Genomic DNA, 25,274 nt, shown 5'->3' on the forward strand with positions numbered 1-25,274 from the left:
TATTATTTCCGATTTCCAAACAGATTAAACAAATTAGAGAAGAAAGTGCCAGTTGTTCGTAATCCCGGTGGTCATTCATTGCGTGGATAGTGGTAGTAATTTAGGAGCATATCCTGGATGGCTCCTTTTGAAGTTAACCCTGCGTTTCAGTAAACAATTAAGGCATTGACGACCGGAGCATTTAATGGTGGTGAATAACGGTGAATTGATAATAAGACAATGCCAATAATTAGAACCGCTGTTAAAATAAAGATTGGGTATAAAATTGAGAGGTTAATCTTTTTAATTTTAAATTCAAATAAGAAACCGAGTGCACTCCCAATAAAGAAACCACTAAAAACAACTAAATACGAAGGAAAATTGCTAGTAATTAATGGTAAAATAATTAACCAAATGGGAACAATAATTGTTCGTTGGTTAGAAACGAGAGAAGCTAAATCTTCTTTCCCAAAATTATAACTAAATAAGGCTCCCCATAAAATTGCTAACACGACAAATGATCCCGAAAAAATCGTATTAGGCATTGTTGCGGATAAGAATAATCCCGCGAGCGGAACACCAATAATAACAATCAGAGCTAATTTTCACCGTCCTAAGACTGCTTCATTATACCGAGAAATATTAAATAAAATAAAGATATTTAAAATTAATAAAAAGATATTACTATCAAACAAGGGATAAGTTCATAACCGTCACCACTGTTGGGACCAAACAAGTAAATCACGGGTAATTCCCCCATAAACAAGAGTGATCGAGTCCGCATCCAGACCCTTGGTTTGAAATAGTTGATTACCAAAGAAAACTTGAATAATCGGGATTACTAATAATAACACGACAAAAATTCAAGTGACCATTAAGTTATTCATACTTAATTTATCACTTAACTGTTTTAAATTTTTTGTTAACTTACTATTGGGGTCTTTAATATCCTCTAAAATTTGCTCAGCGGACATATTTTTGATGTTTTCTTCTTCCCCACTATCGCTTTGCTGTAAACTAGGGAAGAATTCCGCCACTTTATTTTGATAATTATTATTATCAACAAATAATGTCACATCGCCATTATCGTTGCGGACTTGCTGAGAATTATTAGCAATTAAAACAATTGATAACACATTCAATTTGGCACGCTGAAACTTTTTCGTTAAATACTCACGTAATGAAAGGACAACTTCATCATCAATCTGATAACGTCCCGGATCACTATTAAAATTATCAACAATTTTAATGATCTGAAACTGTTTATTATCAACTTTATATAAATAAACATTATTATTACTACGCGGTTTAACCTTATAAACATTGTACTTTTCAACTTTTATAAAGTAGTCAACTAGCGATAATTTTTCTTTATCAAAACTATTCATATGATGTTCCTTTCTCTGCTAACTCAGCTAGTTTATTGCGAAACTCCAGCGGGAGTTCGGAAGTAAATGTTAGCTGTTCACCCGTGTGGGGCTGAGTTAAAACTAATTGGTAAGCATGCAAATATTGCCCAAACGGAATGTTTTTATCTTCAGGATAACCATATAACGGATCACCAAGAACTGGATGGTTAATATATTTTAAATGCACCCGAATTTGATGGGTTCGTCCAGTTTCCAAATTACATTCTATATAAGTATAATCTTTAAATCGTTGAATTACAACAATATTTGTAACTGCATTTTTAGAATTTTTACTAGTGACACTCATTTTCTTGCGATCATTGGGGTCCCGGCCAATCGGAGCCGTGATTTTTGCTTTATCTACCGCAATTACCCCGTGCACAATTGCTAAGTACTGACGATGCATTGTTTTTTGCTGAATTTGTTCTTGTAAATGTTGGTGGGCAAAGTCATTTTTGGCAACCACCAATAACCCTGTTGTTTGGCGATCAATCCGGTGCACAATTCCGGGACGTTCAGCACCCCCAATTGTTGACCATTTACGATCGAACGCCAGCAACCCATTTACCAAAGTATCTTCATAGTGCCCGGGAGCCGGATGGACAACTAAATTGTTGGGTTTATCAATCACCATTAAATCCTCATCTTCATAAATAATTGATAATGCCATTGGCTGGGGTTTAATTACTGGGGGTTGTTCTGCTAGTGATCCTAAAATTTGAATGTGATCAGCAATTTTTAGCTGATAATTATTTGTAACAATGTTGTTATTAACTAAAATTTGATGGTTATTAATTAATGTTTGAATTTTGGTACGTGATACTGGCTCGGGGCTGGTACTAAAATATTGTTGTAAATACTTATCAATTCGCATTTCTTGATCACTAATAATTTCTTTGTTATTCATTTTCTTCCTCTTCTTCTTGGTGATGGCGTATATAATAGTAGCGAATAATTTCAACAATAATAGCAATTACTAAAACGACAACTCCAAATGTTACACACATATCCGCAAAATTGAAAATACTATAGGGGGGGAATAATTCCCATGCTAGAAAATCAACAACACCCCCATCATTTCACATGCGGTCAATTAAATTTCCAAAACCTCCGGTTGTGATCATAATTAACCCCACCGTGGCAATTTTGTTATTTAAATATAAAAATAAACTAAAAGCAATTAAAGTAATAAAAACAGCTCCGGTAATGGTGCCGGCCAAATTATCGCTGTTCGCCCCAAAGGCAATTCCCCGGTTAATAACAAATTTAAAATTAATAAAACCATCAATAAACTTAACCACGGGGGCAAATTCATCATGGGAAAGATATTTAAAAGCAAGTTGTTTTGTAACAATATCAATGATTAATAAACCAATAAAAATTGGCAAGCAGACAACTAGTTTATACTTTCACCGATAATCTCGTGTTTTAAAATGTTCTTTAAGATCGATACCAAATTGCTTAATTCTTTCTCACATTAATGTTTTCTCCTTATTTGATAAAGATATTATCTCATATTTTACTTATATAATACATCAAAACATCTTTGACAAATCTCATTATTTTCCGATAATTGATCAACAATCATCCAGCAACGAGCACATTTGAGCCCAACTTTTTCCTGAACTTTTAAATAACTAGTTGGATATGGGGTTAACCCTTCCTTATTATTAGTAAAGATAATTTCACTGACAATAAAGATTTGGTGTAAATCTTCAATATCTTGTAATTCTTGGTAGTCTGGTTGGAAGTGAATTGTTAATTGACAAGCTAATGATTTGGTAATTGCTTTCGCTTCCCGTTGAACTTCTAACTCCTTATTAACATCATCGCGAAGTTTTAAGACTTTATCTCATTTTGCAATTAAATTATCATTCACAACAACTGGAATTTCATGTTCTGGTTCTAAATGAACTGATGGGGCTTTGTGATCATAGTTAATAAAACGGTGCGCTTCTTCGACCGTATGGGGCAGCAATGGTTTTAAAACATCAATTAAAGTGCGATAAATATGGTATAAAGTTGATTGAACAGCACGCCGACGGGGGGCTTTTGCTTTTTCAATATATAAAATATCCTTAATAAAATCTAAATAAAATTTTGATAATGTGTTAATAACAAAGTTATTAATTAAAATATAAACATTATTAAAATTATAATCCTCATAAGCATTATCAACTTTTTTCTTAAATTGTTGGGTTAAATGCAAAGTATATAAATCAACTTCCGCTAACTGGTCAGTATAATCTTTGTCAACATTAAAATCACTTAGGTTAGCTAAAATAAAACGTAAGGTATTACGAATTTTCCGGTATGATTCCGCACATTGTTTGATAATTTCAGGACCAATTTTAACATCATCGGTGTAATCAACCGAGGCCACCCACATTCGTAAAATATCACTACCATATTCATCGACAATATCAAGCGGAGAAATGGTATTTCCAAGCGATTTGGACATTTTACGTCCTTTTTCATCATTCACAAACCCGTGGGATAGGACTGTTTTATAAGGCGCATGGTTATTATCAATTACTGCTGTAATTAACGAAGAGTTGAACCAACCGCGGAACTGGTCATTTCCTTCTAAATAGACATCAACTGGATAACTAAGATGGCGATTTTTAATGACTGCTAAGTTACTAACCCCACTATCAAATCACACATCCATAATATCTTGTTCTTTTCGCCAACCCTGATGCTGATAAGCAGCTGGTAATAACTGATCTGCTGACCAGGTAAACCAAATATTAGTTGTTTGTTCTTGTTTAAATAATTTTAAAACATGGTCAATTAGTTCCAAACTAACTTGCGGAGTATTATTTTCATCATAAAAAGCAATAATTGGAACCCCCCATAATCGCTGGCGAGAAATACACCAGTCATCCCGGTTAGCAATCATATCCAACATTCGTTTTTGGGCCCATTCGGGATTTCAATTAACTTTTTTAATTTCTTTCAATAATTGGGGTTTTAATTTTTCAATTGAAACAAACCATTGGGCAGTAGCACGATAAATGATTGGTTTTTTTGTTCGTCAGTCAATTCCTTGGCGATGCTTAATAAATTTTAACTTTAATAAATGTCCTGTGTGTTCTAATTTTTGTCCGATAATTTTATTGGCATCTTCATAAAAGACACCAACTAAACTTGGGTCATTAATTTCCGCGCTATATTTACCCTGATCATCAAGGGGAGCATAAATTTCAACACCGTTAGCTTTGGCAATTAAATAATCATCTTCCCCAAACCCAGAAGCAATATGAACAATCCCAGTTCCACTGTCGGTGGTAACATGGTGCCCAGCAACAACTTTTGAAATAAGCTTAGGATTCCAAGCATGTTCAGTTTCAATCCCCACTAAATCTTTCCCACTAATTTCTTTCACCACATGGTAGTCTGTTCAGCCAATTGTGGCGCTTACTGTTGCTAGTAAATCACTAGCAACCACATATTCTTGCCCCGCAACCTTGACCACACTGTAAGAAATTTTTTCACCAACGGCTAATAACTGGTTCATTGGGATTGTTCAAGGAGTTGTTGTTCAAATAATAATTTTACTATTTACTGCTAAGTGTTTATTACCGTTGATAACTTTAAAAGTAACATAGATTGAGGGGGTTGTTACATCTTCATATTCAATTTCCGCTTCGGCCAGGGCTGATTCTGATGTTGGTGATCAATACACTGGTTTTAAATACCGGTAAACTAAATTTTTCTCAACCATTGTTTTAAATAACTCTAACTGACTAATTTCATAGTCCAAATCTAAGGTAACATATTTATCATTAAAATCTGTTAGTAATCCTAAGCGACTAAACTGGTTAATTTGATTATTAATTTGGTTAAGGGCATACTGCTTACAAATTTCGCGGAATTCACCTGGAGGCGTTGCTTTCCGGTCAACACCGCTATTAACAACTGCACTTTCAATTGGTAACCCGTGGGTATCTCAGCCACAAATTCAGGGCGCATAGTATCCTTTGTTGGTGTAATAGCGAACAATAAAATCTTTTAAAATTTTGTTTAAACTATGACCAACATGGAGATTACCATTAGCATAAGGAGGGCCATCATGCAAAATAAACTGATGATGTTTTTTATTTTTAGTTAAAATTTGGTGCACAAGGTTAGTAGTTAACCATTCCTGCTGGATGGTTGGTTCCTTCGTGTTTAAATTTGCTTTCATTTCAAATAATGTTGTTGGCATTAATAAAGTATCTTTGTAATTCATTGTGAAGTCCTTTCTGAATAAAAAAAGTAAGCGGGGTAAGAGTGTTCAAAACACGGTACCATCTTACTTCATAAACAAATATAATTGTTTATCTCAATTAAACCTTTTGCAATTGTTCATAAAAGTGATAATTAAATCGTAATTATAGTTAGCTTCCATCATCCTAACCTTGCTGAGATAAGTACTTGATTTAACCGTGGCTTTTACTTTATAAATTAAATATACACTAATTATTTAATTTTGTTAATAATTTCTTTCTTAATCATTTCACTAATTCGTTCCCCATCATTAATCGAAAAGGCATAAATTCGCTTGTTTCGTTCGAGAAAATCATCAATTGCTTTTAAAACATTCTGGGGATTATGACGATTAGCATCAATTTCATCTAACAACCAGGCAATTTCTTCTTTAAAAGCATAAGAAAAATCAACCGCTTTCATAATAATCCGCCCAGCATTATGACTGGCTACTTCAAATGCTTCGCGAGATTTTTCCACATTATAGCGCGAAACATGCTCTAAATGCTGGAGTTCTTGGATTTGCTGAATTAATTCCTGATTATCTTTTGTTAACTTTGCAATAATTTCACTTTGTTCTTGAATTATTTGTTTTAAATCTTGACTCATAACCTGCTCCCATCTATTTAAATTTAGCAATTGTTAGCCGATAGTTATCATTTTTATTTTTGATAATTGCCGCAATCCGAAAACGACCATACTTTCTTATTGATATTATATTATCATAAGATACTAAAAATGTCTTGGTGTTGATCACGGAAAAATTAACAAAAACATTATTTTTTTGAATCAGCGCTTGGGCGTTATCCCGCGAAAGATGACAAATCGCACTAACTACTGCATCAAGGCGTAAACTTTTAACATTTTTAGTAAATTCATCAAATTGGTAATTAATAGTAATTTGATCATTGGTCGGGTGAAAAATAACAACCTGGTTATTAATTACTAAGGGGTGGGTTGTCAAAACATTTGCTACTTTTGCTAAACAACTAAGGGCAATTATTTCGCTAGTCACATACAAATCTCCAAAAACACGGAGTTCTAAACCTAGTTCATTTAATAAATAGCCAAGGAGTTCATTGTGTTGTAAAACTGCACTGGGATTTTGGTTGGCAACCAGTACGACAAGATTAGGTGTGGGGGTGTTGATTGTAATTGTGGAACGAAAACTATTAACCATGCCGGGATGCTGATAATAATTAGTAACCCCGGCTTTTTTAAAAACAGCTTTCAGAATTTCAATTTGGCGTAAATCAAGAAAATCGGTCTGAACAACCAAGTTTTGCTTTGCCTGTTCACACCAACCTTTTAGTTTATTAATAAATTGATATTCTGTTTGATAATGTGTTAGTAAAACTTCTTTATTAACCATCTTAACCTTGCAAGACAAATTCGTAAGTTTTATTTGCTAACTTACTAACTTTTCCATTCAAAGCATACATTACCCCACTTAAAAAATCTAGTAACCGAATCCGTTCTTCTTTCGACAACTCTGTTAATTTTACCTGTAAATGGCGATTTTTAATCAACTGGTCCGCTAATTGGGCTCCGTCATGAAAACTCTCAGGAAGAATCACAATGTTTTGGAGTTCATCGTTACTTCCATTTGCCAAATCAGCTTTGCTAAGCTGATCAATATTTTCAAAATCAACGCGGTTAAGGTTACTAGTTTCGATATTATCATTGGTTTTTTCATAGTCAAGATCATTATTATCCCGCTGAGGGTTTTCTGAAAAATCAATGCGGTTGGCCGGTTGGTCAACTACTGTTGAACGTTTCTTTTTAAAAATTCCCATAATTATCAGCTTCTTCTCACAAATGGTGGCAAGTCATCGTCATCATCATCGTCGTCTTGACTATTTTCATAAGCTTTTCCAGAAACATGTTCTCTTCACGCGTTAATGCGACGATTAGCATTCTCATGACCATTACTTTCGGAATTGAAATAACTTGGTCGTTTACGAACCACTTCGGGATCACCGGCAGTTTCTTCTTCATCGTTAATTGGTTCATCATCATCTTGGTGATACTCTTCTTCACTAGCACGGTAATTAGTTCCTTCCGCACCAAAATTATGGTAGTCATCATCAAAACCAGTTGCAATAACTGTCACAATCATCTCATCTTCTAAATGTTCATTGACAGCGGTTCCAAAAATAATATTAACTTCGCCCCCAATTGCTTGTTTAACAATATCAACGGCATCGTTAGCATCGTTTAGGGTTAAAGTATTACCTCCTGTGACATTAATAATGGCATCTTTCGCACCCCGAATTGAAGCTTCTAATAATGGCGAAATAATTGCTTTATTGGCTGCTTCAATTGCCTTGTCTTTTCCCGAACCAATTCCAATTCCAAATAAGGCGTTTCCCTTGTTTTTCATGACAGTTTTAATATCGGCAAAATCTAAGTTAATTAACGAAGGAACAGCAATTAAATCAGTGATTGTTTGAACACCTTGACGCAGAATATTATCGGCTTCTTTAAAGGAATCTTTTAAAGGGACTCCCCCAATGACTTCTAACAAGCGATCGTTTGAAATAATAATTAACGAATCAACATGTTGGCGGAGTTCTTCAGTTCCCTGAATGGCATAACTATTCCGCGCACGTCCTTCAAAAGTAAACGGCGTTGTAATAATCCCAACTGTTAAAGCCCCCATTTCGCGGGCAATTTTTGCAATAATTGGCGCGGCGCCGGTTCCAGTTCCCCCGCCCATTCCGGCGGCCACAAAAACCATGTCGGCTCCTTTTAAGACTTCTTTAATTTCATCGGTTGATTCAATTGCGGCTTGGCGACCAATATCAGGGTTAGCACCGGCCCCCAAACCTTTTGAAGTTTCCTTACCTAGGACAATCTTTTGTCTTGATTTAGAAACACTAATAATTTGAGCATCGGTGTTAGCAACAATAAATTCTACTCCCTGTACTCCTGCTTCAATCATCCGGTTAACTGCGTTATTACCAGCACCTCCAACCCCAATTACTTTAATTGACGCTACTTGCTCATAATTATCAAAATTTTCGATTGCCATAATTTTACCTCCATAATATATGTTTTATTTTTTCTTTTGAATATATTGTACTATGTTCTTGCTAAATTTGCACGCTGTTTTAATTTAATTGCTTTGGTTAATAATTGGTTGGTTTTGATAACCTTGGTAGGTTGGTTGACGATATTCTGGTTGGCGAGCAGCTGGAACACTTGGTTGGGATTGGTGGGGCGGAAAACTAACGTATTGTTCATCCACTGATTGAATATTAACCCCACTCACTTTGTTTGCGAGATGTTGATAATAAATGTTCCCTAGTAAACTGGTACACCAAATTTCCTTAGCGCCGACAACTTCTGGTAAGTACACCGAAAGACGTTGACCGGGATTCATTTTTAATAACATTTCTTTAAAACCACTAATTTTTAAAATTGTCCCGACTACGACAATTGGATAGTCATATTTTTCTAAGGTTGTGGTTAGCTTGTGGTTCAAATGTTCTAATTCCCCCGCAATTGTTTGGTTAACAATTGCTCGTAAATCGGCGTGGGTTAATTTGATTTGTTGTTTTGTTTGCGGATTATATTTACTATAGATAATTAAATTATCGCGCAAATCATTATTTAAATTTATTATTTTATATAAATATTTTAAGGCTTGCTTGTTGTCACAATTCATGATTGTTCGTAGTTTGTTAAGAATTTTCTTAACACCCCCCGGAATTACGACTTGTTCACATAAGGTTTCGCGAACAAAAACATGTGCTTTAATTGCATCATAGTCCCAGTCAACAATAATAATCCCGTTTTGTAAATCATATTGCGAAGCAACATTTCAAGCTAAACTAAATGACGATGGTAGGATACCCATAATTTCTACCTTAGCATACTTTAACATATTAAAGATGCTTTTGATAATACTTGTTTTAGTAAGATAAACAATTGATTTGATGCTAATTTTATGTGCAGCAAATCCAATTGGAGGTTGTGATAATGCTTTTTGTTCATTAAGAATATAGCGATATGGACGGATAAAGAAAGCAGTTTGGTCGTCTAATGCGGGAACTTCTTTGGCGAGACTAATTAAAGCATCAATGTCATTTTTGGTAATTAACCGATCTTGTGTTAAATTTAACATTTTAGTTGATGTTTTAATTTGCAAATGATCGTTGGGAACACTAACGGCAATCCGTTGTAAACTAATTCCTAACTGTTTATTGGCATCTTTAATAATGTATGCTAGTTCTTTGGCAACATTTTTTTCATCAATAATAGTTCCGGCGGTGCAAAAACGATACTCCAGGTTCTTTTTGTATAAAACTTTAATTTGTGATTCATGGTAAATTCCGACCATAAAATTTAATTCATAGTTTTTAACTTCTAACACCCCGTAGATTTCTTTAAGTTTAAATTCCATATCTTTCACCTCCTTTGTGTAAAATATCTTTAAATTTTAAAAATATTAAGTCACCCGTTTTAATATTCTTAACTTGGCACTCTTACTTCTCCGATTTTCACCCGTTTCTTGTTCGGAAGGAGTAATTGCTTTTTTCGTTATAATTTGATAATCACTTTGGTAGTTACTCATTATTGGTAACTTTTGATTGACAGTCTGGTTTGGATCAGTTGTTAAACTTGTAAATAATTGTTTAACAATCCGGTCTTCAATTGAATGAAAGGTAATTACCACTAAGCGGCCATTTGGTTTTAACAACTTTACCGCTTGGGATAAGGATGTTTTTAACACAAATAACTCCTGGTTTACTTCAATGCGAATTGCTTGAAAGACTTGTTTGGCTGGATGTTTTGGTTTTTTTAAAACTTTTTGGGGAAGAACCTTTTTAATGATATCCACTAGTTCAAAGGTAGTGGAAATTGGGTTATTAGCACGAGCGCTGACAATTGCTTTGGCAATTGGTCGTGCAAATTTTTCTTCACCATATTCTCAGAAAATCCGGGTTAATTCAGCTTCTGAATAAGTATTAACAACTGTTTTTGCTGTTAATGCTTGGTTTTGGTTCATCCGCATGTCAAGTTCACTATCATAACGGTAACTAAAGCCCCGATGGTGATCATCAAACTGGGGTGAAGACACTCCCAAGTCATATAAAATCCCATCAACTTTTGTTACTCCCCGCAGCAATAATTCGGCGGTAATGTTTGCAAAGTTAGCATTAATAATCTCATAATTTGATTTGTTTAGCCCTTGTAATCTAGTTTGAGATTCTTTAATTGCTTGACTGTCTTGTTCAAAAGCATACAGTTTTCCTGTTGTTAGCTGCTTAAGAATCGCAATACTATGGCCCGCACGCCCTAATGTGCAGTCAACATAGATTCCCGTTGGTTTAATATCTAAACCAGCAATCGATTCTGCTAATAATACTGAATAGTGTTCAAAGTTCATAGCGTTAAATCTTTTCTTCAAAATTTTTCGCGGCATCTTCCATTGCTGGAGCACCATCAATATATTGGTTTCAAACAGCAGGATCTCATAATTCTAAGTGATCATTATTACCAATAATAACGACATCTTTTACGATCTGTACTTTTTCTTGTAAAATACTAGAAAGTTTAATGCGCCCGGCATTATCGAAAGTAGTTTCATCAGACATTGACATTACTTTCCGCGCTAGTGCCCTTCCTTCGGCAGTTGCTTGGCCAGTTGAACTAATTTTCGCAGTTCACTTGTTTCATTCTTCTTCGTTACGAACATCGATACAACCATCAAAACCAAGAGAAATAAAGACCTTATTATCTTTAAATTGCTCTCGTAACTTTGAAGGAATTGTTAATCTTCCCTTGTCATCTAGTGTATGATTGTAAGTTCCTAGAAGTGCCATTGTCTCCCACTTCACCCCACTTTCACACATATTATATTCCACTTTCTCCCACAATGCAACACTTTTTAGCGTTTTTTTACATTATTTTCCGCTTTTTACCGGATTACTGCTTAATTTCAAGGCAATTTTACCCCACTTTCTCCCACCATAAAATAAAGGTGGAAACTAGGAAAAATCGCAAAAAAAAAAAAAAAACATTAATCACCAGACTAATGTTCTCATTAATTCGAAAGATAACTAATCAACTTTCACAATTTCTTTATTTTTATAATACCCACATTCACGACAAACACGGTGAGGTTTAATTGTTGCCCCACAATTACTACATGTAGTTAAGGTTGCCAAGGCTAATTTAAAGTGTGTGCGACGTTTTCTTTTAGCTTGTTTCGATGTCTTACGAAATGGAACTGCCATTATTTTCCCTCCTTATTCTTCTGTTCATATTGCTCTTTTAGCTCTTCTCAGCGTGGATCTACTTTATTAGCTTGATATTCATCAAGTTCCTGGTCAGAAATAACCTGTCAAGATGAATCACCACTAATTATTGTATCATCATTTATTGAAAAATTAATAGGAATATTCATAATAATTTCATCAATTGCATATTTTATTATATCAAAATTATTTTCATTTAAATAATTTATATTAGGATTTTCACTAAATTCAAAAGAATATTCATCATTTCAATCCAATACCAGTGGGTATGGAATAATTCGTAATGTGCGAGCATCCACGATCATTGTATTAGTTACAATTTTAATATTAACTATAATCACTCTTGTTGACTGGTCATAATCAACTTCACCTTGTAAATGAAGATCAGTAATCGCTTTTAATGGCTCGTAACTAAAAGAAGTTTGATTAACTTTAAATCGATCATTAATAGTATAATGTGGGTTAGCGATTAGATCTTTTTCTGTTAAAACAATAATTATCACATCCTTATTTTTCATAAATCAACAAATATTATTATAAACTATAATATCCAATATTTAAATTTTTTTTAAAATTATTTAACCCCACCATGGTGAGAACAAGTCCCACTACCAGCAGAATTACTTCAACTTCCATCATTACATTGGGTAGTATTACCAGTACAACTACATTTTGTACTTGTAACTGTGGTAAATGGTAAAAATGATATTAAACTTATAATTAAAATTAATTTCTTCATTTTTTATTTCTCCTGTAGGGAATTTTCATTTAAAAAATTATTTATTATTTTATTAATAAATGATTTTACTGTTGGAAACCCATTTTCCAAAAAAATAACAGCACAAATAGCTTCTAAAATATCACTTGCTGGTTTATTACTATTACTTTGATTATTTTTATACTCACCATTATTCATTCTTAACAAATCATTGAAACCAAAAAAAGTACTAATTTTTATTTGACTCTCATTATTTGTTAATTTTTCATATTGTTCATTTAATTTTTTAGGATCTGGATATTGTGAACTATGTTATAAAGTATCAGCTATTATTAAGTTTCAAACTCTATCTCCCAAAAATTCTAATCTTTCATAACTTATTGAATCTTTATTTTCATTTACATAACCTGAGGTTGTACATGCCTCTATTCATAAATCTTTATTTTTAATTTTAATATTTCATTTCTTCATAAAGTTCTTAACTTTTTCTATTGATCAATCCATTAATATCCTCCTTATTATGTTCATAATAAAATATTTTATTTTAAATCAAAATATTTTTGTAATTTATTAAAATAAAAGTTCTTAATTTTAAACAAAATTAAGAACTTTAACAAATATAATATTTATTTAAATTCAAAATTAATTAACTAAATTTGAATTCTTAATTTTTGATATTAGTTGATATAAATATAATTTTTATTTTGTAGGAATACTAAATGTAACAGTAATATCAGAATCAGCTAATTTAGAAAAGCTTTTATAGTAGTTTTCCTGATTATTTTTTTTAAATTCTTCCCTTAATTTTTCTCCTATATAATGTAATGTATATTGTGTTGAATTAACATTTAATTTCATATATTCTGGTTCTTTACTTTCTTCTAAGAAATCTATATAGTGAGTCATTAAACTAGCAAAAGAAGGTGATAACTCAGCTTTTTTAAAAATTTTTTCACCATGATTTAATTCATACATTTTTTTACAAATATTATAAATAATTGCATAACGAATCGAATAATCACTATCATTTTTTGGATCAATTTCCACCCCTTCTAATTTTCCTAAATCCTTATTAGGAAAAATTTCATCTAATGAGTATGGACCTTGAGTGATATTAGAATCTGTTGTACTTGTATTTTTATTACATGCCACAACCGAAGAAGCTCCAGTTGCTGTTAATGCAAACGCACCAAAAATAGTTAATAACTTTTTCATTCCTATATGTCTCCTATTCTAATTTACATATTAAAATAAAAGTTCTTAATTTTAGACAAAATTAAGAACTTTAGTAAATATAATATTTATTTAAATTCAAAATTAATTAACTAAATTTGAATTCTTAATTTTTGATATTAGTTATAAAAATATAATTTTTGGATATTAAGTTCTCAGTTTTAGTTAAAATTAAGAACTTTAACAAAAATTAATTTAGAAAATACCTTTCGAAAAAAATTTTTTATATTTTTAATAAGGCACAGGATTAATAATAAAGTTTAAAGTTATATCTGAATCTGCAATTTTTGAAAAATATTCAATAGAGTGTTTGTCACCAGCTTTTTCAAATTCTTGACGTAAGTTTTCAGCTTTATAATGTAAACTAAATGTTTTAGACTTTAAATTTAAACCTAAATAATCTTGATCATTAACTTCTTCCAAATATTTTTGGTAATAATCTGAAAAAAGCATATCAAAATTATATGGAATATTAGCTTTTCTAAATATTTTTTCATTTGATTTTTTATTTAACTTATACATTTCTCCAATTAAATGATTAAAAATTGAAGTACGAATTACTGATAAATGTTGATCAGCATGATCAATCTCATCTTGAGTTAATTCAATTTCTAAAGTTCCTAAATCCTTATTAGGAAAAATTTGCTCTAATGTATAAGAATCCTGAGTGATATTAGAATCTGTTGTACTTGTATTTTTATTACATGCCACAACCGAAGAAGCTCCAGTTGCTGTTAATGCAAACGCACCAAAAATAGTTAATAACTTTTTCATTCCTATATGTCTCCTATTCTAATTTACATATTTTTTATTATATCATAATTTTTATTAGATAAATTTTCTTTATATTCTAAAATATTTTTAAAATCTTCAAATTGATTTTGGCTTAAATTTTGTTTTAATTCATTAATTAATTTATTAAAAATTTCAATTTTTTGGTTATTAACTAAAGTAATTTGGTCTTTTAATTTATCTAAATTTGATTTAGGAGTGGCACAAAAAGTTTGTGCTTGGAAATTTATCTTTGGATTATTATTAACATCAGCAATTTCATTAGTATATCAATAGTAATAATTATCACCGTAAATAGTTGAAGCTAAATTAGTAGATAAAATTGCTTTGATATTATTAATTTCAGTTGTGACTTGTTCAATTTCTTTTCCTAATTCTGCTAATTTTTTAGTATTACTTGCTATTTTATCTCGTCATTCCTTCATTTGTGCATTATTGGCATTGTAATTATTAATTAAATTTTGTTGGACATAACTTATTGATTCTTTGGCATCATTAAGATGTCCTTCAGTATTATCGGCAGCTGATTTAAATTCTTTATAATGTGGCGTTAACTTATCATGGAAATTCTCAGCTAACTTACTGGCATTAAAACCAGAACCTAAGAAATCTAAAACTGCATTAATAACTGGCCCTAGTCCTGGAAAGGCACTTGATCCAATGTCAATTAAAACACTAATTCCTTCGGAAATTGAAGAGGCAACGGTTGAACTTAAACCAGCATCTTCTAATAAGCCCCCAATAAGGTCATTTTCTGTTGGATCAATCTCTAAAATATTATCTCTTAACCCATCAAGATTATTTTTCATATCTTGAATAGCCATTCAACCAGGAGCAGTAGGATCTTTGCCATCAAAAGTAGCAACATATGTTTGCATAGCATCAACAGTATCTTTCATCCGATTGCTAAATGTTATGTTAAAAGCCATTCCATAAAAAGGAATAAAACCTAAACCTCAATTATTAGCATGCCATGCGGCTGAATTATAATTGCTAACTACTTTATCTTTTGCATTATTAAAAATTTCTCTTGTTTTATTAATAAAGCCCATTGAAACATCAAGCATCGATAAAATTTTATTAATAATTTCATTTTCTTTACTTTTACCTTCTAGTTTCGTTTGTAAGGTATTATTTTCTTGGTTTAAATCATTAATATTTTTTTGCAAGATAGCTAACTTACTTGTTAGTTGGGTAATTTTTTGGTCATAAATGCGGAAAAATAATTGGCTTTCTTGGCGTTTTAATTGTTCATACTTAATAAATTCAGGTTTAAAGCGATTATCTAATTTAATATTAAAATCAACACTTAATTTTTGTGTATAACTCATAATTGCCTGATAAAAGTTAGTTTCCGTATCATTAAAATTATAGTTAATTTTTTCTAAACGGTTTTTAAATAAATTGGCAACTTCACTAATTTTGGTGTTAAAAGCATAAAAGAAACTGCTATTATAAACTTCATCTAACATTAAAGTTGCTTGAATTAAAACCCGCATTAATTCATTATCGTTAGTAATCAAGTTCGGGTTTTTAGTAACTTGTTCCATGTAATTAAAATGTTCAAACATTTCAGGAAAAACTTCATCTTTTTCAATTGGATCAAATTTTGAATTATTATTCAATAATATACCAACGGCTGCTTCCCCACCCGCGGCTAAGACTGCAACTGATCCTAATATACTAAGCAATGTTTTCATAATTAAAATCCTCTCTATGTTTTAAGGCAATGGCATTAATTTCATTTAATATTTGGTTATCTTTTCCAAATTGGACCAGTTTATCTCCTAAAATAGCTTGGGCTTCGGGACTATTAATTAATTTGCCAAAAATAAATTTTCGTTGTTCAACAATTTGGTCATAAGTTTTAAATTGGGTATTTCAATATTTAATCATGTTTAAATGGACATCCACTGAGGGAAAGGTAAAATCAATATTCGTTTGTATATTGTCTAATACACCATCTAGTCCTAAATAGTCTAAATAAGGTTTAAATTCACTTTGTCAAATATTCAAATTATTATTTAAAAAATCATATTTTGAATTTTTTAATTCTGCAGAAGTTTCTGCCAAAATTTTTTCATTTTCAGCTAATTCGGCAATTATTTTTGGTAAATTTTTTTTAGCTTCAAGAACATCAAGAGCATTTTGATCCGGGATTTTGGCGACCCTGTTTCTCACACTTTCCATTACAGTAATTGCTTCATCTGAACGTTTTAAAACTTCAAAAGTAGTAAATCATTTTTGGACTTCTTCAACAGTGGCAAAGGCCATATCAACAATTGCTCCGGCTGCTCCGGTTGCATCAAATAAACCAAGGATATTTGAACTAACACTAGCAATAATTTGGGTAATTTCTGCCATTTTTTTATCTAATTCACTAACAACTGGAATGTTATTTTCTTTAAATGATTGTTCAATATCTTTACTGATACTTGGTACTTGATCATTAACAAAATTAAAGAAAGCTTCGGCTGCAGTTTGGATTTGACCAAACATTAAATCATCCAGTTCATAAACTGATCCTACTACCTTGCTGGCAATATCAACCATATCAGAAAATGATAAGGCTCTTGCTAAATTTTTACTTTCAGCAGCAGCTATTTCTGCTTGAATTTCAGTTCAGGCTTTTTCCCGGATTTGTTCATTTGTCATTGGTTTCGTATCCTCAGGATTACCCGTCACCGAAGTTTCTCCTTGTAATAACCAGTCTGCGATTTGATTATTGGGACTATAAACACGGGTTTTAACTTTATTAATAATTTGGTCAGTAACTTCATCAACGCTAACAGGATCCGCCATGTTTTTACCCACGACTAATTCAACTAATTTACCCGCCGTTCAGTTAATAACCTCTTCTTTCCGTTTTTCCATAAAATCATGAAATTGCTCAGGACTAACAAAATAATTTCGCGCAATACTCATAAAATCTTCTTGTAACTCTCTGGCTTTATCAATTCAATTGTTAAAAATTCCGGCTAAATTTTTTTGTCATTGAAGAGCGCGATCATATTCTTTTAATAATTGTTCATAATAATTTTTTTGATTTTTTAAGGTACCAATTTTTGCATTAGCATTAGCATTTGCTAACCTAATTGGTTGATACTTTGCCATATCATCCATTATCAATTGGGTCGAAGCTTGGTTAAAGGCAAAAAATAATTTACCACTAGCTTCTTTTTCTTGGTCAATAAAATCAGTTAGTTGACTTGCTAATTTATTAACTGGGACCTTATTTTGCCAGTCTTTTTTAGCATTTTCAATTGCTAACCGAATTTCATTAACTAAATATTCTTGCGCACTAGTCTTTACTAAGGCATCAATCCGAATTTTCATTTGGTCGACAATTCTCATGTATTCATTTAATGATTCTTCACTAAAAATAAGATAAATAATATGTGGTACTTGTCGATATTCAACGATAAATTCATCAAAGGTAGTATCTTTATTATTTAATAATTTAACAATGCGGCTGTAACTGTCAATAACAGCTGGTTCGGTTATTTTCCGTGCTGATTGATAGCCAGCACTTTGAAAACCAGTTATTGCTGCTGGTGAACCACCCACAATAACCGCTGCTAATATGCTTAATAATCGTTTCATTATGTAATATCCTCCGTTAATACAAAATATTTTCTATTCTTTTTAAATAACATCTTTCAAGAAAAATATCATTTAAAATAGTGTAATTTTTTCTAAAACAACCCTTAGTTATTGGTTAATACTTAATATGTTCCCTTTTAAAAAGCTGTCACCTTCCTTCTCTTATCTCCATTGTACAACTAAATATAAAAAAATTAATTATTTTTTGAATTTTTTTATAATTTTTTTCTTATTTGCATTTCTAAATTTCCATAGTATAATGGTGTTTGGACTATCTAACAACTAATGAAAAACTAGTTTGAACTTTATTAACAATAGTAAAGGAGCAACTATGCAAACAATTCTCGAAATTAATAATCTAAGAAAAAATTATGGAAAAAAAGAAGTTTTAAAAGATATTAACTTAAATGTTTCCAAAGGTGAAAACATTGCCATTTTAGGCGCAAATGGTAGTGGGAAAACCACCCTTGTTGAAATTATTTGTCAAACTAAAACAGCGAGTGGCGGAGAAATTCAATACCATTTTTCAAATAATAAAATCAAAGAAAATATTGGAATTCAATTCCAAGATGGTGACTGACCAGATGGATTATCGGCGAAAGACATTCTTGATTTTTACAAGGCTTTATATCCCCATGTTAGCGAAGAAGAAACTAGCGCTTTAATTAAAGCTTTTGACCTTACCGAGTTTTTTACTCGACCTTTAAATCGGCTATCGGGAGGCCAACGCCAACGGTTTAATGCTTTATTAGCAGTATTTCATAAACCAGAATTAATAATTTTAGATGAAGTCTCAACTGGGTTAGATATTCAATTACGACACAATATTCTAAAATTTTTAAAAAATATGACGCAGGATCACCAAAAAACAATTATGTTAATTAGTCATAATCCAGATGAAGTTGAATTCTTATGTGACCGGTTAGTTATTTTACACGAGGGAAAAATATATTTTGATGCCAAAATTAAAGATGTAATTGATAAGTACCAAGGTGTTGCAAAACTGATGGATCTTTATTTTGAAGGAGGGTTAAAATAATGGTTAATAAAATTAAAAAAATTAATCCTAAACAACCAGGGGAGTTTATTTTTAAACAACAACCATGAGGATTATACTGAAAACTAATGGTGCTCTTCTTAAAAAGTTTTCGTCGTAACTTCCGAAATATCTTCTTTGTGTTTATTATGCCAATTTTCTTTATGGTAATCTTTTATTTTGTTCTCCGCGATATTTATCAAAACGGAACCAACATGATTAAAGCTGGTTATATCTTACTAGCCCCAATGACCGCGGGAATTACTAGTTTGGCAACAACAATTGCGGAATGAAAAAATTCGATCTTTTTAAAACGCTTAGATGTTACCCCTGTTAAAAAGTGACAATTTATTAGTACCTTAATTATCTTTTATTTTATTGTTTCAATCTTATCAACTTTTTGAACAATGTTATGAACAATTATTGTTGATCCCCAACCAACAGTTAAATATTTGGCAACCATTAACTGAGGTTATTTTATCTTAGGTGTTATTCTTTTCATCTTTGTTTCAATTGGGATTGGAATATTAATTGGGGGGTTAGCAAAATCAGTGGGAATGGCCCAAGCATTAGCGTTAAGTTTCTATTTCCCTTCAATGTTCTTATCAGGAATTATGATCCCCGCTTATGTTATTGCGGGAGCTCGTAATATTTTTAATGACATTGGCTATATTTTCCCCCATAAATATGCTGCAACAATTGCCATTTACGGGTGAAATATTAATGCTAATCCTTATATTTATGATAACCCTGGTGATTTGACTAATAAGGTTAGTTTAATCCAAGCAATGGGCTTTTCGCGATTATACATCCCAATTATAGTAGCCTGTGGATGATCAGGGGGATTATTTATTCTAAGTGGCCTAACTTTTAAATGAGAAGTTAAAAATTAAAAAATAAAAAAAACATCATTTATAATAATGATGTTTTTTTTATTTTAAATTTCAGGACGTTCCGCATCAACTTTTACCTTACGAATTTGTTGAAATGCTTTTTTCCACCCCACTTCTTCGGCATACACAATAAACTCGTTAATGGAGATGACAAAGGTACAGATAATAATTGGAATCACATAGACCCAATAATACCATGTCGGTTCTTCAATTGTTTGGGGGGCTTTTGCGGCAATAAAAATATACTGGAGAATTGGGGTCCAGAAAAACATTAGTAACTGGGTAACAGTGGTATAAGTAGCCCCAGCATTACGAAGTGCCGAGTAAAATAACATTCGTGAAAAGCCCATTAAAATTCCCCCGGCAATAAAAATCAAAGCATAATTATAGTACTGAAAATTTTGAAAGATGACATAACCATAGGCAAAGCCTTGGTGCGAAGCAACTGCTGCTAATGGGGTTCCCAATACCACCATAATAATTGCCGAAGTACCAGTTTTAATTGACACCGTTGCCTGGTTCGAAAAGTTAATTTTGGAAACCCGCATTAGCTGGTACATTCCAACTGCTTCAATAGCATATAAAAATGCTGTGATTAAAGCTAAACACATTCCCCCAACTGATTGTCAGGTTAACCCCTTATCAATGGCAAAGTTAATTGCCATTCCAATAATCAACGCTGTGGAAATTATTAATGCTGTTCAAGTATATTTACTTTGTTTGGCCCGGAAAAAAATTACGGACCCAATGGCGGCTAAAATAACATTTAAGTTTAATAATAGCCCGGGAACAGTTCCATCATTACCCCCAGCTGCCGTAATGGTTAACATTACTGATAGTTGGAAGAAAACCATCGCTACTGGCCCGCCTAATAAACCATATAACACAATTAACCAGGTTTCTTTATGTTTTAACATTTTAAAATAACGAATAAAATTTGTGGGTTTATAAAAAATAAACATTGTTAATGCTCCCAAGATTTCTTGAATTGTAACAAAAAATGTTGAGTTTGAAATTGAACCTAAATCTCCATATGGACCATTATTTGGAATTAAATATAACATTAATGGTACAAATGAATAGCCAAAAGCGGCGATTAAACCATATACAATCCCAATTTCTTTTCGTTTCCGTTCAACTAATTTTCCTCATTCAGCAGAACTAATATCTGCTGGTTGCTGCGCGGAATCTGTCTTTTTGTGAACCATTCTTGCTCACACCTTCTTCCCATCTCGCCATGCTATTAACTAAATTATAGTTTTTACTAATTTAATCAATAACTTATTTTTAACAAAAAAAAGCTGTGATTACAAGAAAAAAAGAACTATTTATGATAAATAGTTCTGGTAATTGTTGTTAACGAATAGTAATTCCTAATTTTGTTAAATTATTTTTAATTTTTTCATATTCATTATTCACATCAACTTCTGTTAATTGCTGATCATTACTGTTAAAAGTAAAGCGCACGGTTAATGAACGCATATCATCAGCAATATTTTCGCCTTGGTACTGACCAACAACTTCCACATTTGTTAAGTGGTTAAGGTTAGCAATTATTTTTGGTTCTAAATCACCATAATGATCGGTTTTTTTAATTAACATTGAAATATCACGGGTTGATGATGAATATTTGTTTAACTCGTGAAAGAATGTTGGAATCTTATGGGGATAGTTAAAAATCACTTCTAAATTAATTTCACAGAAATAAGTATCGATGTTATTTGCAAGTAACTGCGGATGAACTTTTCCAATGACTGCTAATAATTGGTCATCTAAATAAACTTCACTGGTTTGGTAAGGATGAAAAATTGGTAAGGGCTGTGCTTCACGATATGTTAGTTTTGTTAAGGGAATTTGGACTTTAGTTAGGAATCCTTCCAATAATCCTTTCATATAATAGTAGGAATTCGCTAATTTATCGGCTGTTAAATTACTTTTAATAATATCTGTTTGGGCCACAAAACTAGCATGATAATTTTCCTGGTTATTGTTAAAATAAATCTTTTCAATTGTGAACAATTTAACATTATCCAGGTTACGAGCATTATTATATTGGACAGCTGTTAGTAAACTATTTAATAAACTTAACCGCATTGTTTGGTGGTCTTGCGATAAGGGACTTAGTAAACGGTAAGGATTTTGATAACCAAATAAATTAAAATCTTGATTTTCCTGGTCATTCACTAGCGAGTAAGTTTTAGCTTGATAAAAACCATTCCCTAATAATCATTGTTCGAAAGCACTGATAACTTTTGCTTTATTATGACTAGTTTTTTTTACATGGGGGACAACTGGCGGAGTGGCAATGATATTGTCATAGCCAAATAACCGGGCAACTTCTTCAACAATATCAGCTGGTTGGTGTAAATCAGTTCGCATCGCTGGTGGTTGGACAACAAAATGATTATGATCTTGTTCATTAATAACAAAGTCTAAGGGTTCTAATAACTCCTTCACATCTTTTAGAGCAAACTGGTGACCAATTAAACTATTTAAATAACTTAAAGAAACCATAATCTGGTCATTTTCCAAGTATTTCTCTTTAACAAAATTAATTACTGATACTTTTGTTAAATACTCGTGAAGTTCTAATAATTTAATAAACCTTCCTAATCCAATGTTAACAGTTGCAGCAGACAATGGTTTAATGTAGCGTTGTAAATTTAAATTACTAATCCCCACTTTTCGTTGCTGACTACGCATTTTGGTAAAGTTAATATTTACCGCCAAGATGGTAATTTCGGTCGTAGTACTTGTTATTTCATAGACTGGATTAGTTTTGACTCCAATCAATTCCACAAATTGGTCATCATCAATAACAACTAAATCGCCCTTGCTAATCCCAAATTCTTTATTTTCATAATTATCGGTAATTTTTAATGTTCCCGTAATTTTTTGGCGGTCATATCCTAATAAGGGTTGACCAGTTTCAATGGTTGTGACTGCTAATAAATCATGAATTGGTTTGGTAATATCTGATTGGTATTGATTCATTTTTAATCAAATTCGTTTTTTAGCCGCTAAAGGATGGCGATTTTCTTGTAACTGAATATTAGCACTAACTGCAACATTGACATCATTAGTATCAATAATAACTTTTAAATTATTTTCATATTCAGTTAATTCCCCAGGATCTTCTAACTCTAAAGGTTCTAACTTACGATTAAAGTAATTAGCTAATTCACGGGCAAGTTCATAGGCACTTAACCCATCACTCCGGTTTAAAGTTAAGTCCACTTCAAAACTGGCATCATCAAGGCCTAGCATTTTACCAATCGCACTAGTTCCTAAATTTTCATAATGAATATCAATATCTTCTGTTAAGGGTAGAATTTCATCTAACTCAGTGGTTGTTAAGGTACCCTTGGGAAGTCCTAGTTCTTCTAAGGAACAAATCATTCCTTCCGAAGTAAAACCACGAATATTAGTTGTTGCAATATCAGCTCCATTTGCTAAGTGGGCTCCTGGTTTGGCAACCACAACATACATTTCTTCCGCCACATTACTTGCGCCACACACAATCGGATCAACTAACTCCCCCTTGGTATCTACTAAACAGAAGTTTAAGTGAGTATCGGGAATCGGATTTACAACTTGGACGCGACCCAAAACAATATTAGTATTCTGGTCATAGTTATGGTAGTTATCAACTTCAAAACCAAGACTATTTAAAGCGCTAATAATTTGTTCATCACTAATCTTATTTAAATCAATATAACGTTCTAGTCATTTTCTTGTTATTATCATCTTAGTTATCCTTTCTTAATTAAAACCTTTAAACTGGTCTAAAAATCGTAAGTCATTAGTATAAAAGCGGCGAATATCATCAACCCCATATTTTAACATTGCAATCCGTTCAATTCCAATTCCAAAGGCAAAACCAGTTAAATCTTTTGATTGGCCACACGCCTCAAATACAAGCGGGTTAATCATCCCTGCTCCTAAAATTTCAATTCAGCCGGTAAATTTACACAAGCTACATCCCGCCCCACCACAGCGAATACAAGTTACATCAACTTCTACGGATGGTTCGGTAAAAGGAAAGTAACTAGGGCGCATTCGGATTTGGGTTTTATCACCAAACATTCGTTGACAAAAGTATTGTAAGGTTCATTTTAAGTTAGCAAAACTAACATTAGGAGCCACTAAAAATCCGTCAATTTGCATAAACTGGTGGGAATGGGTGGCATCATCATCATCGCGGCGACAAGTATTCCCAGCAGAAATGACCGCTAACACTTGATCATCGGAAGTCATTCCGCTAATTGCCCGGGCGGTAACATTTGTACAGTGGGTTCTTAGTAACATACTATCACTAATGTAAAAAGTGTCTTGCATATCACGGGCCGGATGAGAAACTGGTAAATTTAACCGTTGAAAATTATATTCATCACTTTCTACTTCTGGTCCAAATACTGTATCATAACCTAACTCTTGAAAAATTTGAGAAATCTCATCAATAATGATATTTAGTGGATGTTTATTTGCAAACTTTAATTGATATTCTCGTAATGTTAAATCAATTTTTTCATTTTCTAACTTATTGTTTAAATAAACTAGTTCTAATGCTTGTTTTTTAGTTTGCCATAAAGTGGTTAGTTCACTTTTTGCTTTATTAGCTAATGCCCCCAGTGCCACGCGTTCTTCATGTTTTAAATCTTTCAAACCACGTAGTAAATCATTGATTGTTGATTTTTTTCCTAAATATTTAATTTGCAAGTTATTTAATTCTTCCAAACTACTTGCACTGTTAATTTCCTTGATTGCAGTTGTAATTAATTGTTGTAATTCTTTTTCCATTGTTTAACTCCTTTTTTGTTGACAAGAAAACTCCTTATTTAATATCAAAAGATATCAAATAAGGAGTGAATATATCACGGTACCATCCTTGTTCAGATTAAAGTAATCTCTTAATTAGTTAACGAATTATAAAATAATCCGGCTGGGATTAGCAGCTCTCATTAGGTGAATTCATTAATCGCCCATCAACTATCTCACACCAATTATAGTCTCGCTGGACATCGGCTAAATTAATTACTACTCCTAAATCATTGATTTAAAATATTAAATTTTAGTTATATAAGTATTATAACC

At 32.1% G+C, this 25,274-nt stretch carries 24 protein-coding genes and 1 pseudogene; 2 read left to right on the top strand and 23 right to left on the bottom strand.

Annotated features, from left to right (window positions below; genetic code table 4):
* Window positions 1-2 precede the first annotated feature (2 nt).
* From QPK10_RS05850 to QPK10_RS05945, 20 genes and pseudogenes are all read right to left on the bottom strand, one after another.
* Window positions 3-1,367: a rhomboid family intramembrane serine protease gene (locus QPK10_RS05850; protein WP_368487069.1), complete on the bottom strand. Its 1,365-nt coding sequence runs from the start codon at window positions 1,365-1,367 to the stop codon at window positions 3-5.
* Window positions 1,360-2,295 carry an RluA family pseudouridine synthase gene (locus QPK10_RS05855; RefSeq protein WP_368487070.1) on the bottom strand — a complete coding sequence of 312 codons (936 nt, stop codon included), beginning with the start codon at window positions 2,293-2,295 and terminating at the stop codon, window positions 1,360-1,362. Before QPK10_RS05855 ends, QPK10_RS05850 begins: the two co-directional genes overlap by 8 nt.
* Window positions 2,288-2,866 (bottom strand): signal peptidase II, encoded by a 579-nt coding sequence (gene lspA, locus QPK10_RS05860; RefSeq protein WP_368487071.1) that lies wholly within the window; start codon window positions 2,864-2,866, stop codon window positions 2,288-2,290. The genes QPK10_RS05855 and lspA overlap by 8 nt, the downstream gene beginning before the upstream one ends.
* Before the next feature lie 41 nt (window positions 2,867-2,907).
* The gene (gene ileS / locus QPK10_RS05865; protein ID WP_368487072.1) at window positions 2,908-5,622 is read right to left on the bottom strand and encodes an isoleucine--tRNA ligase; all 2,715 of its coding nucleotides are present in this window, start codon (window positions 5,620-5,622) and stop codon (window positions 2,908-2,910) included.
* A gap of 230 nt (window positions 5,623-5,852) precedes the next feature.
* Complete coding sequence (locus QPK10_RS05870; protein WP_368487073.1) at window positions 5,853-6,248, bottom strand: hypothetical protein; 396 nt, start codon at window positions 6,246-6,248, stop codon at window positions 5,853-5,855.
* A 13-nt stretch (window positions 6,249-6,261) separates the two neighbouring features.
* On the bottom strand, window positions 6,262-7,011 hold the full coding sequence (locus QPK10_RS05875; protein WP_368487074.1) for a hypothetical protein: 750 nt from the start codon (window positions 7,009-7,011) through the stop codon (window positions 6,262-6,264).
* 1 nt (window position 7,012) lies between these two features.
* Window positions 7,013-7,435, bottom strand: a complete 423-nt coding sequence (locus QPK10_RS05880) for a cell division protein SepF (protein ID WP_368487075.1) — start codon at window positions 7,433-7,435, stop codon at window positions 7,013-7,015.
* 2 nt (window positions 7,436-7,437) lie between these two features.
* Entirely contained in the window at window positions 7,438-8,673 is a 1,236-nt protein-coding gene (gene ftsZ, locus QPK10_RS05885; RefSeq protein ID WP_368487076.1) for a cell division protein FtsZ, read from the bottom strand.
* Between the two features lie 84 nt (window positions 8,674-8,757).
* Window positions 8,758-10,047, bottom strand: a complete 1,290-nt coding sequence (locus tag QPK10_RS05890; protein ID WP_368487077.1) for a cell division protein FtsA — start codon at window positions 10,045-10,047, stop codon at window positions 8,758-8,760.
* Between the two features lie 45 nt (window positions 10,048-10,092).
* Entirely contained in the window at window positions 10,093-11,034 is a 942-nt protein-coding gene (gene rsmH / locus QPK10_RS05895; RefSeq protein ID WP_368487078.1) for a 16S rRNA (cytosine(1402)-N(4))-methyltransferase RsmH, read from the bottom strand.
* 4 nt (window positions 11,035-11,038) lie between these two features.
* Window positions 11,039-11,470, bottom strand: a complete 432-nt coding sequence (gene mraZ / locus QPK10_RS05900) for a division/cell wall cluster transcriptional repressor MraZ (protein ID WP_368487079.1) — start codon at window positions 11,468-11,470, stop codon at window positions 11,039-11,041.
* 237 nt (window positions 11,471-11,707) lie between these two features.
* Window positions 11,708-11,884: a 50S ribosomal protein L32 gene (rpmF, locus tag QPK10_RS05905; RefSeq protein ID WP_025317487.1), complete on the bottom strand. Its 177-nt coding sequence runs from the start codon at window positions 11,882-11,884 to the stop codon at window positions 11,708-11,710.
* Window positions 11,884-12,408, bottom strand: a complete 525-nt coding sequence (locus tag QPK10_RS05910; RefSeq protein WP_368487080.1) for a DUF177 domain-containing protein — start codon at window positions 12,406-12,408, stop codon at window positions 11,884-11,886. The genes rpmF and QPK10_RS05910 overlap by 1 nt, the downstream gene beginning before the upstream one ends.
* Window positions 12,409-12,479: 71 nt before the next feature.
* The gene (locus QPK10_RS05915) at window positions 12,480-12,644 is read right to left on the bottom strand and encodes a hypothetical protein (RefSeq protein ID WP_368487081.1); all 165 of its coding nucleotides are present in this window, start codon (window positions 12,642-12,644) and stop codon (window positions 12,480-12,482) included.
* Window positions 12,645-12,647: 3 nt separating this feature from the next.
* A pseudogene (locus QPK10_RS05920) lies at window positions 12,648-12,911 on the bottom strand (ribonuclease III domain-containing protein); the annotation flags it as partial.
* Window positions 12,912-12,935: 24 nt separating this feature from the next.
* The gene (locus QPK10_RS05925) at window positions 12,936-13,127 is read right to left on the bottom strand and encodes a hypothetical protein (protein ID WP_368487082.1); all 192 of its coding nucleotides are present in this window, start codon (window positions 13,125-13,127) and stop codon (window positions 12,936-12,938) included.
* Between the two features lie 195 nt (window positions 13,128-13,322).
* Entirely contained in the window at window positions 13,323-13,838 is a 516-nt protein-coding gene (locus tag QPK10_RS05930) for a lipoprotein (RefSeq protein ID WP_368487083.1), read from the bottom strand.
* 249 nt (window positions 13,839-14,087) lie between these two features.
* Window positions 14,088-14,630 (bottom strand): lipoprotein, encoded by a 543-nt coding sequence (locus tag QPK10_RS05935; protein WP_368487084.1) that lies wholly within the window; start codon window positions 14,628-14,630, stop codon window positions 14,088-14,090.
* Between the two features lie 23 nt (window positions 14,631-14,653).
* Entirely contained in the window at window positions 14,654-16,348 is a 1,695-nt protein-coding gene (locus QPK10_RS05940) for a hypothetical protein (RefSeq protein WP_368487085.1), read from the bottom strand.
* Window positions 16,332-18,251, bottom strand: coding sequence for a hypothetical protein (locus QPK10_RS05945; RefSeq protein WP_368487086.1), 1,920 nt, complete (start codon window positions 18,249-18,251; stop codon window positions 16,332-16,334). Before QPK10_RS05945 ends, QPK10_RS05940 begins: the two co-directional genes overlap by 17 nt.
* 331 nt (window positions 18,252-18,582) lie before the next feature.
* Here QPK10_RS05945 and QPK10_RS05950 point away from each other — a divergent pair, with 331 nt between their 5' ends.
* Together QPK10_RS05950 and QPK10_RS05955 are read left to right on the top strand one after the other, a co-directional pair.
* Window positions 18,583-19,290, top strand: coding sequence for an ABC transporter ATP-binding protein (locus tag QPK10_RS05950; protein ID WP_368487087.1), 708 nt, complete (start codon window positions 18,583-18,585; stop codon window positions 19,288-19,290).
* Window positions 19,290-20,180 (top strand): ABC transporter permease, encoded by an 891-nt coding sequence (locus QPK10_RS05955; RefSeq protein WP_368487088.1) that lies wholly within the window; start codon window positions 19,290-19,292, stop codon window positions 20,178-20,180. The genes QPK10_RS05950 and QPK10_RS05955 overlap by 1 nt, the downstream gene beginning before the upstream one ends.
* A gap of 44 nt (window positions 20,181-20,224) precedes the next feature.
* Here QPK10_RS05955 and QPK10_RS05960 read toward each other — a convergent pair whose 3' ends face one another.
* The 3 genes from QPK10_RS05960 to pheS form a co-directional block, all read right to left on the bottom strand.
* The gene (locus tag QPK10_RS05960; protein ID WP_368487089.1) at window positions 20,225-21,388 is read right to left on the bottom strand and encodes a DMT family transporter; all 1,164 of its coding nucleotides are present in this window, start codon (window positions 21,386-21,388) and stop codon (window positions 20,225-20,227) included.
* A gap of 148 nt (window positions 21,389-21,536) precedes the next feature.
* Window positions 21,537-23,927, bottom strand: coding sequence for a phenylalanine--tRNA ligase subunit beta (pheT, locus tag QPK10_RS05965; RefSeq protein ID WP_368487090.1), 2,391 nt, complete (start codon window positions 23,925-23,927; stop codon window positions 21,537-21,539).
* A 15-nt stretch (window positions 23,928-23,942) separates the two neighbouring features.
* A complete protein-coding gene (gene pheS / locus QPK10_RS05970) occupies window positions 23,943-24,980 on the bottom strand; it encodes a phenylalanine--tRNA ligase subunit alpha (protein WP_368487091.1) in 1,038 nt (345 codons plus the stop codon).
* Window positions 24,981-25,274 lie beyond the last annotated feature (294 nt).

The sequence above is a fragment of the Spiroplasma sp. DGKH1 genome (assembly GCF_040940205.1).
Taxonomy (GTDB): domain Bacteria; phylum Bacillota_I; class Bacilli_A; order Mycoplasmatales; family Mycoplasmataceae; genus Spiroplasma.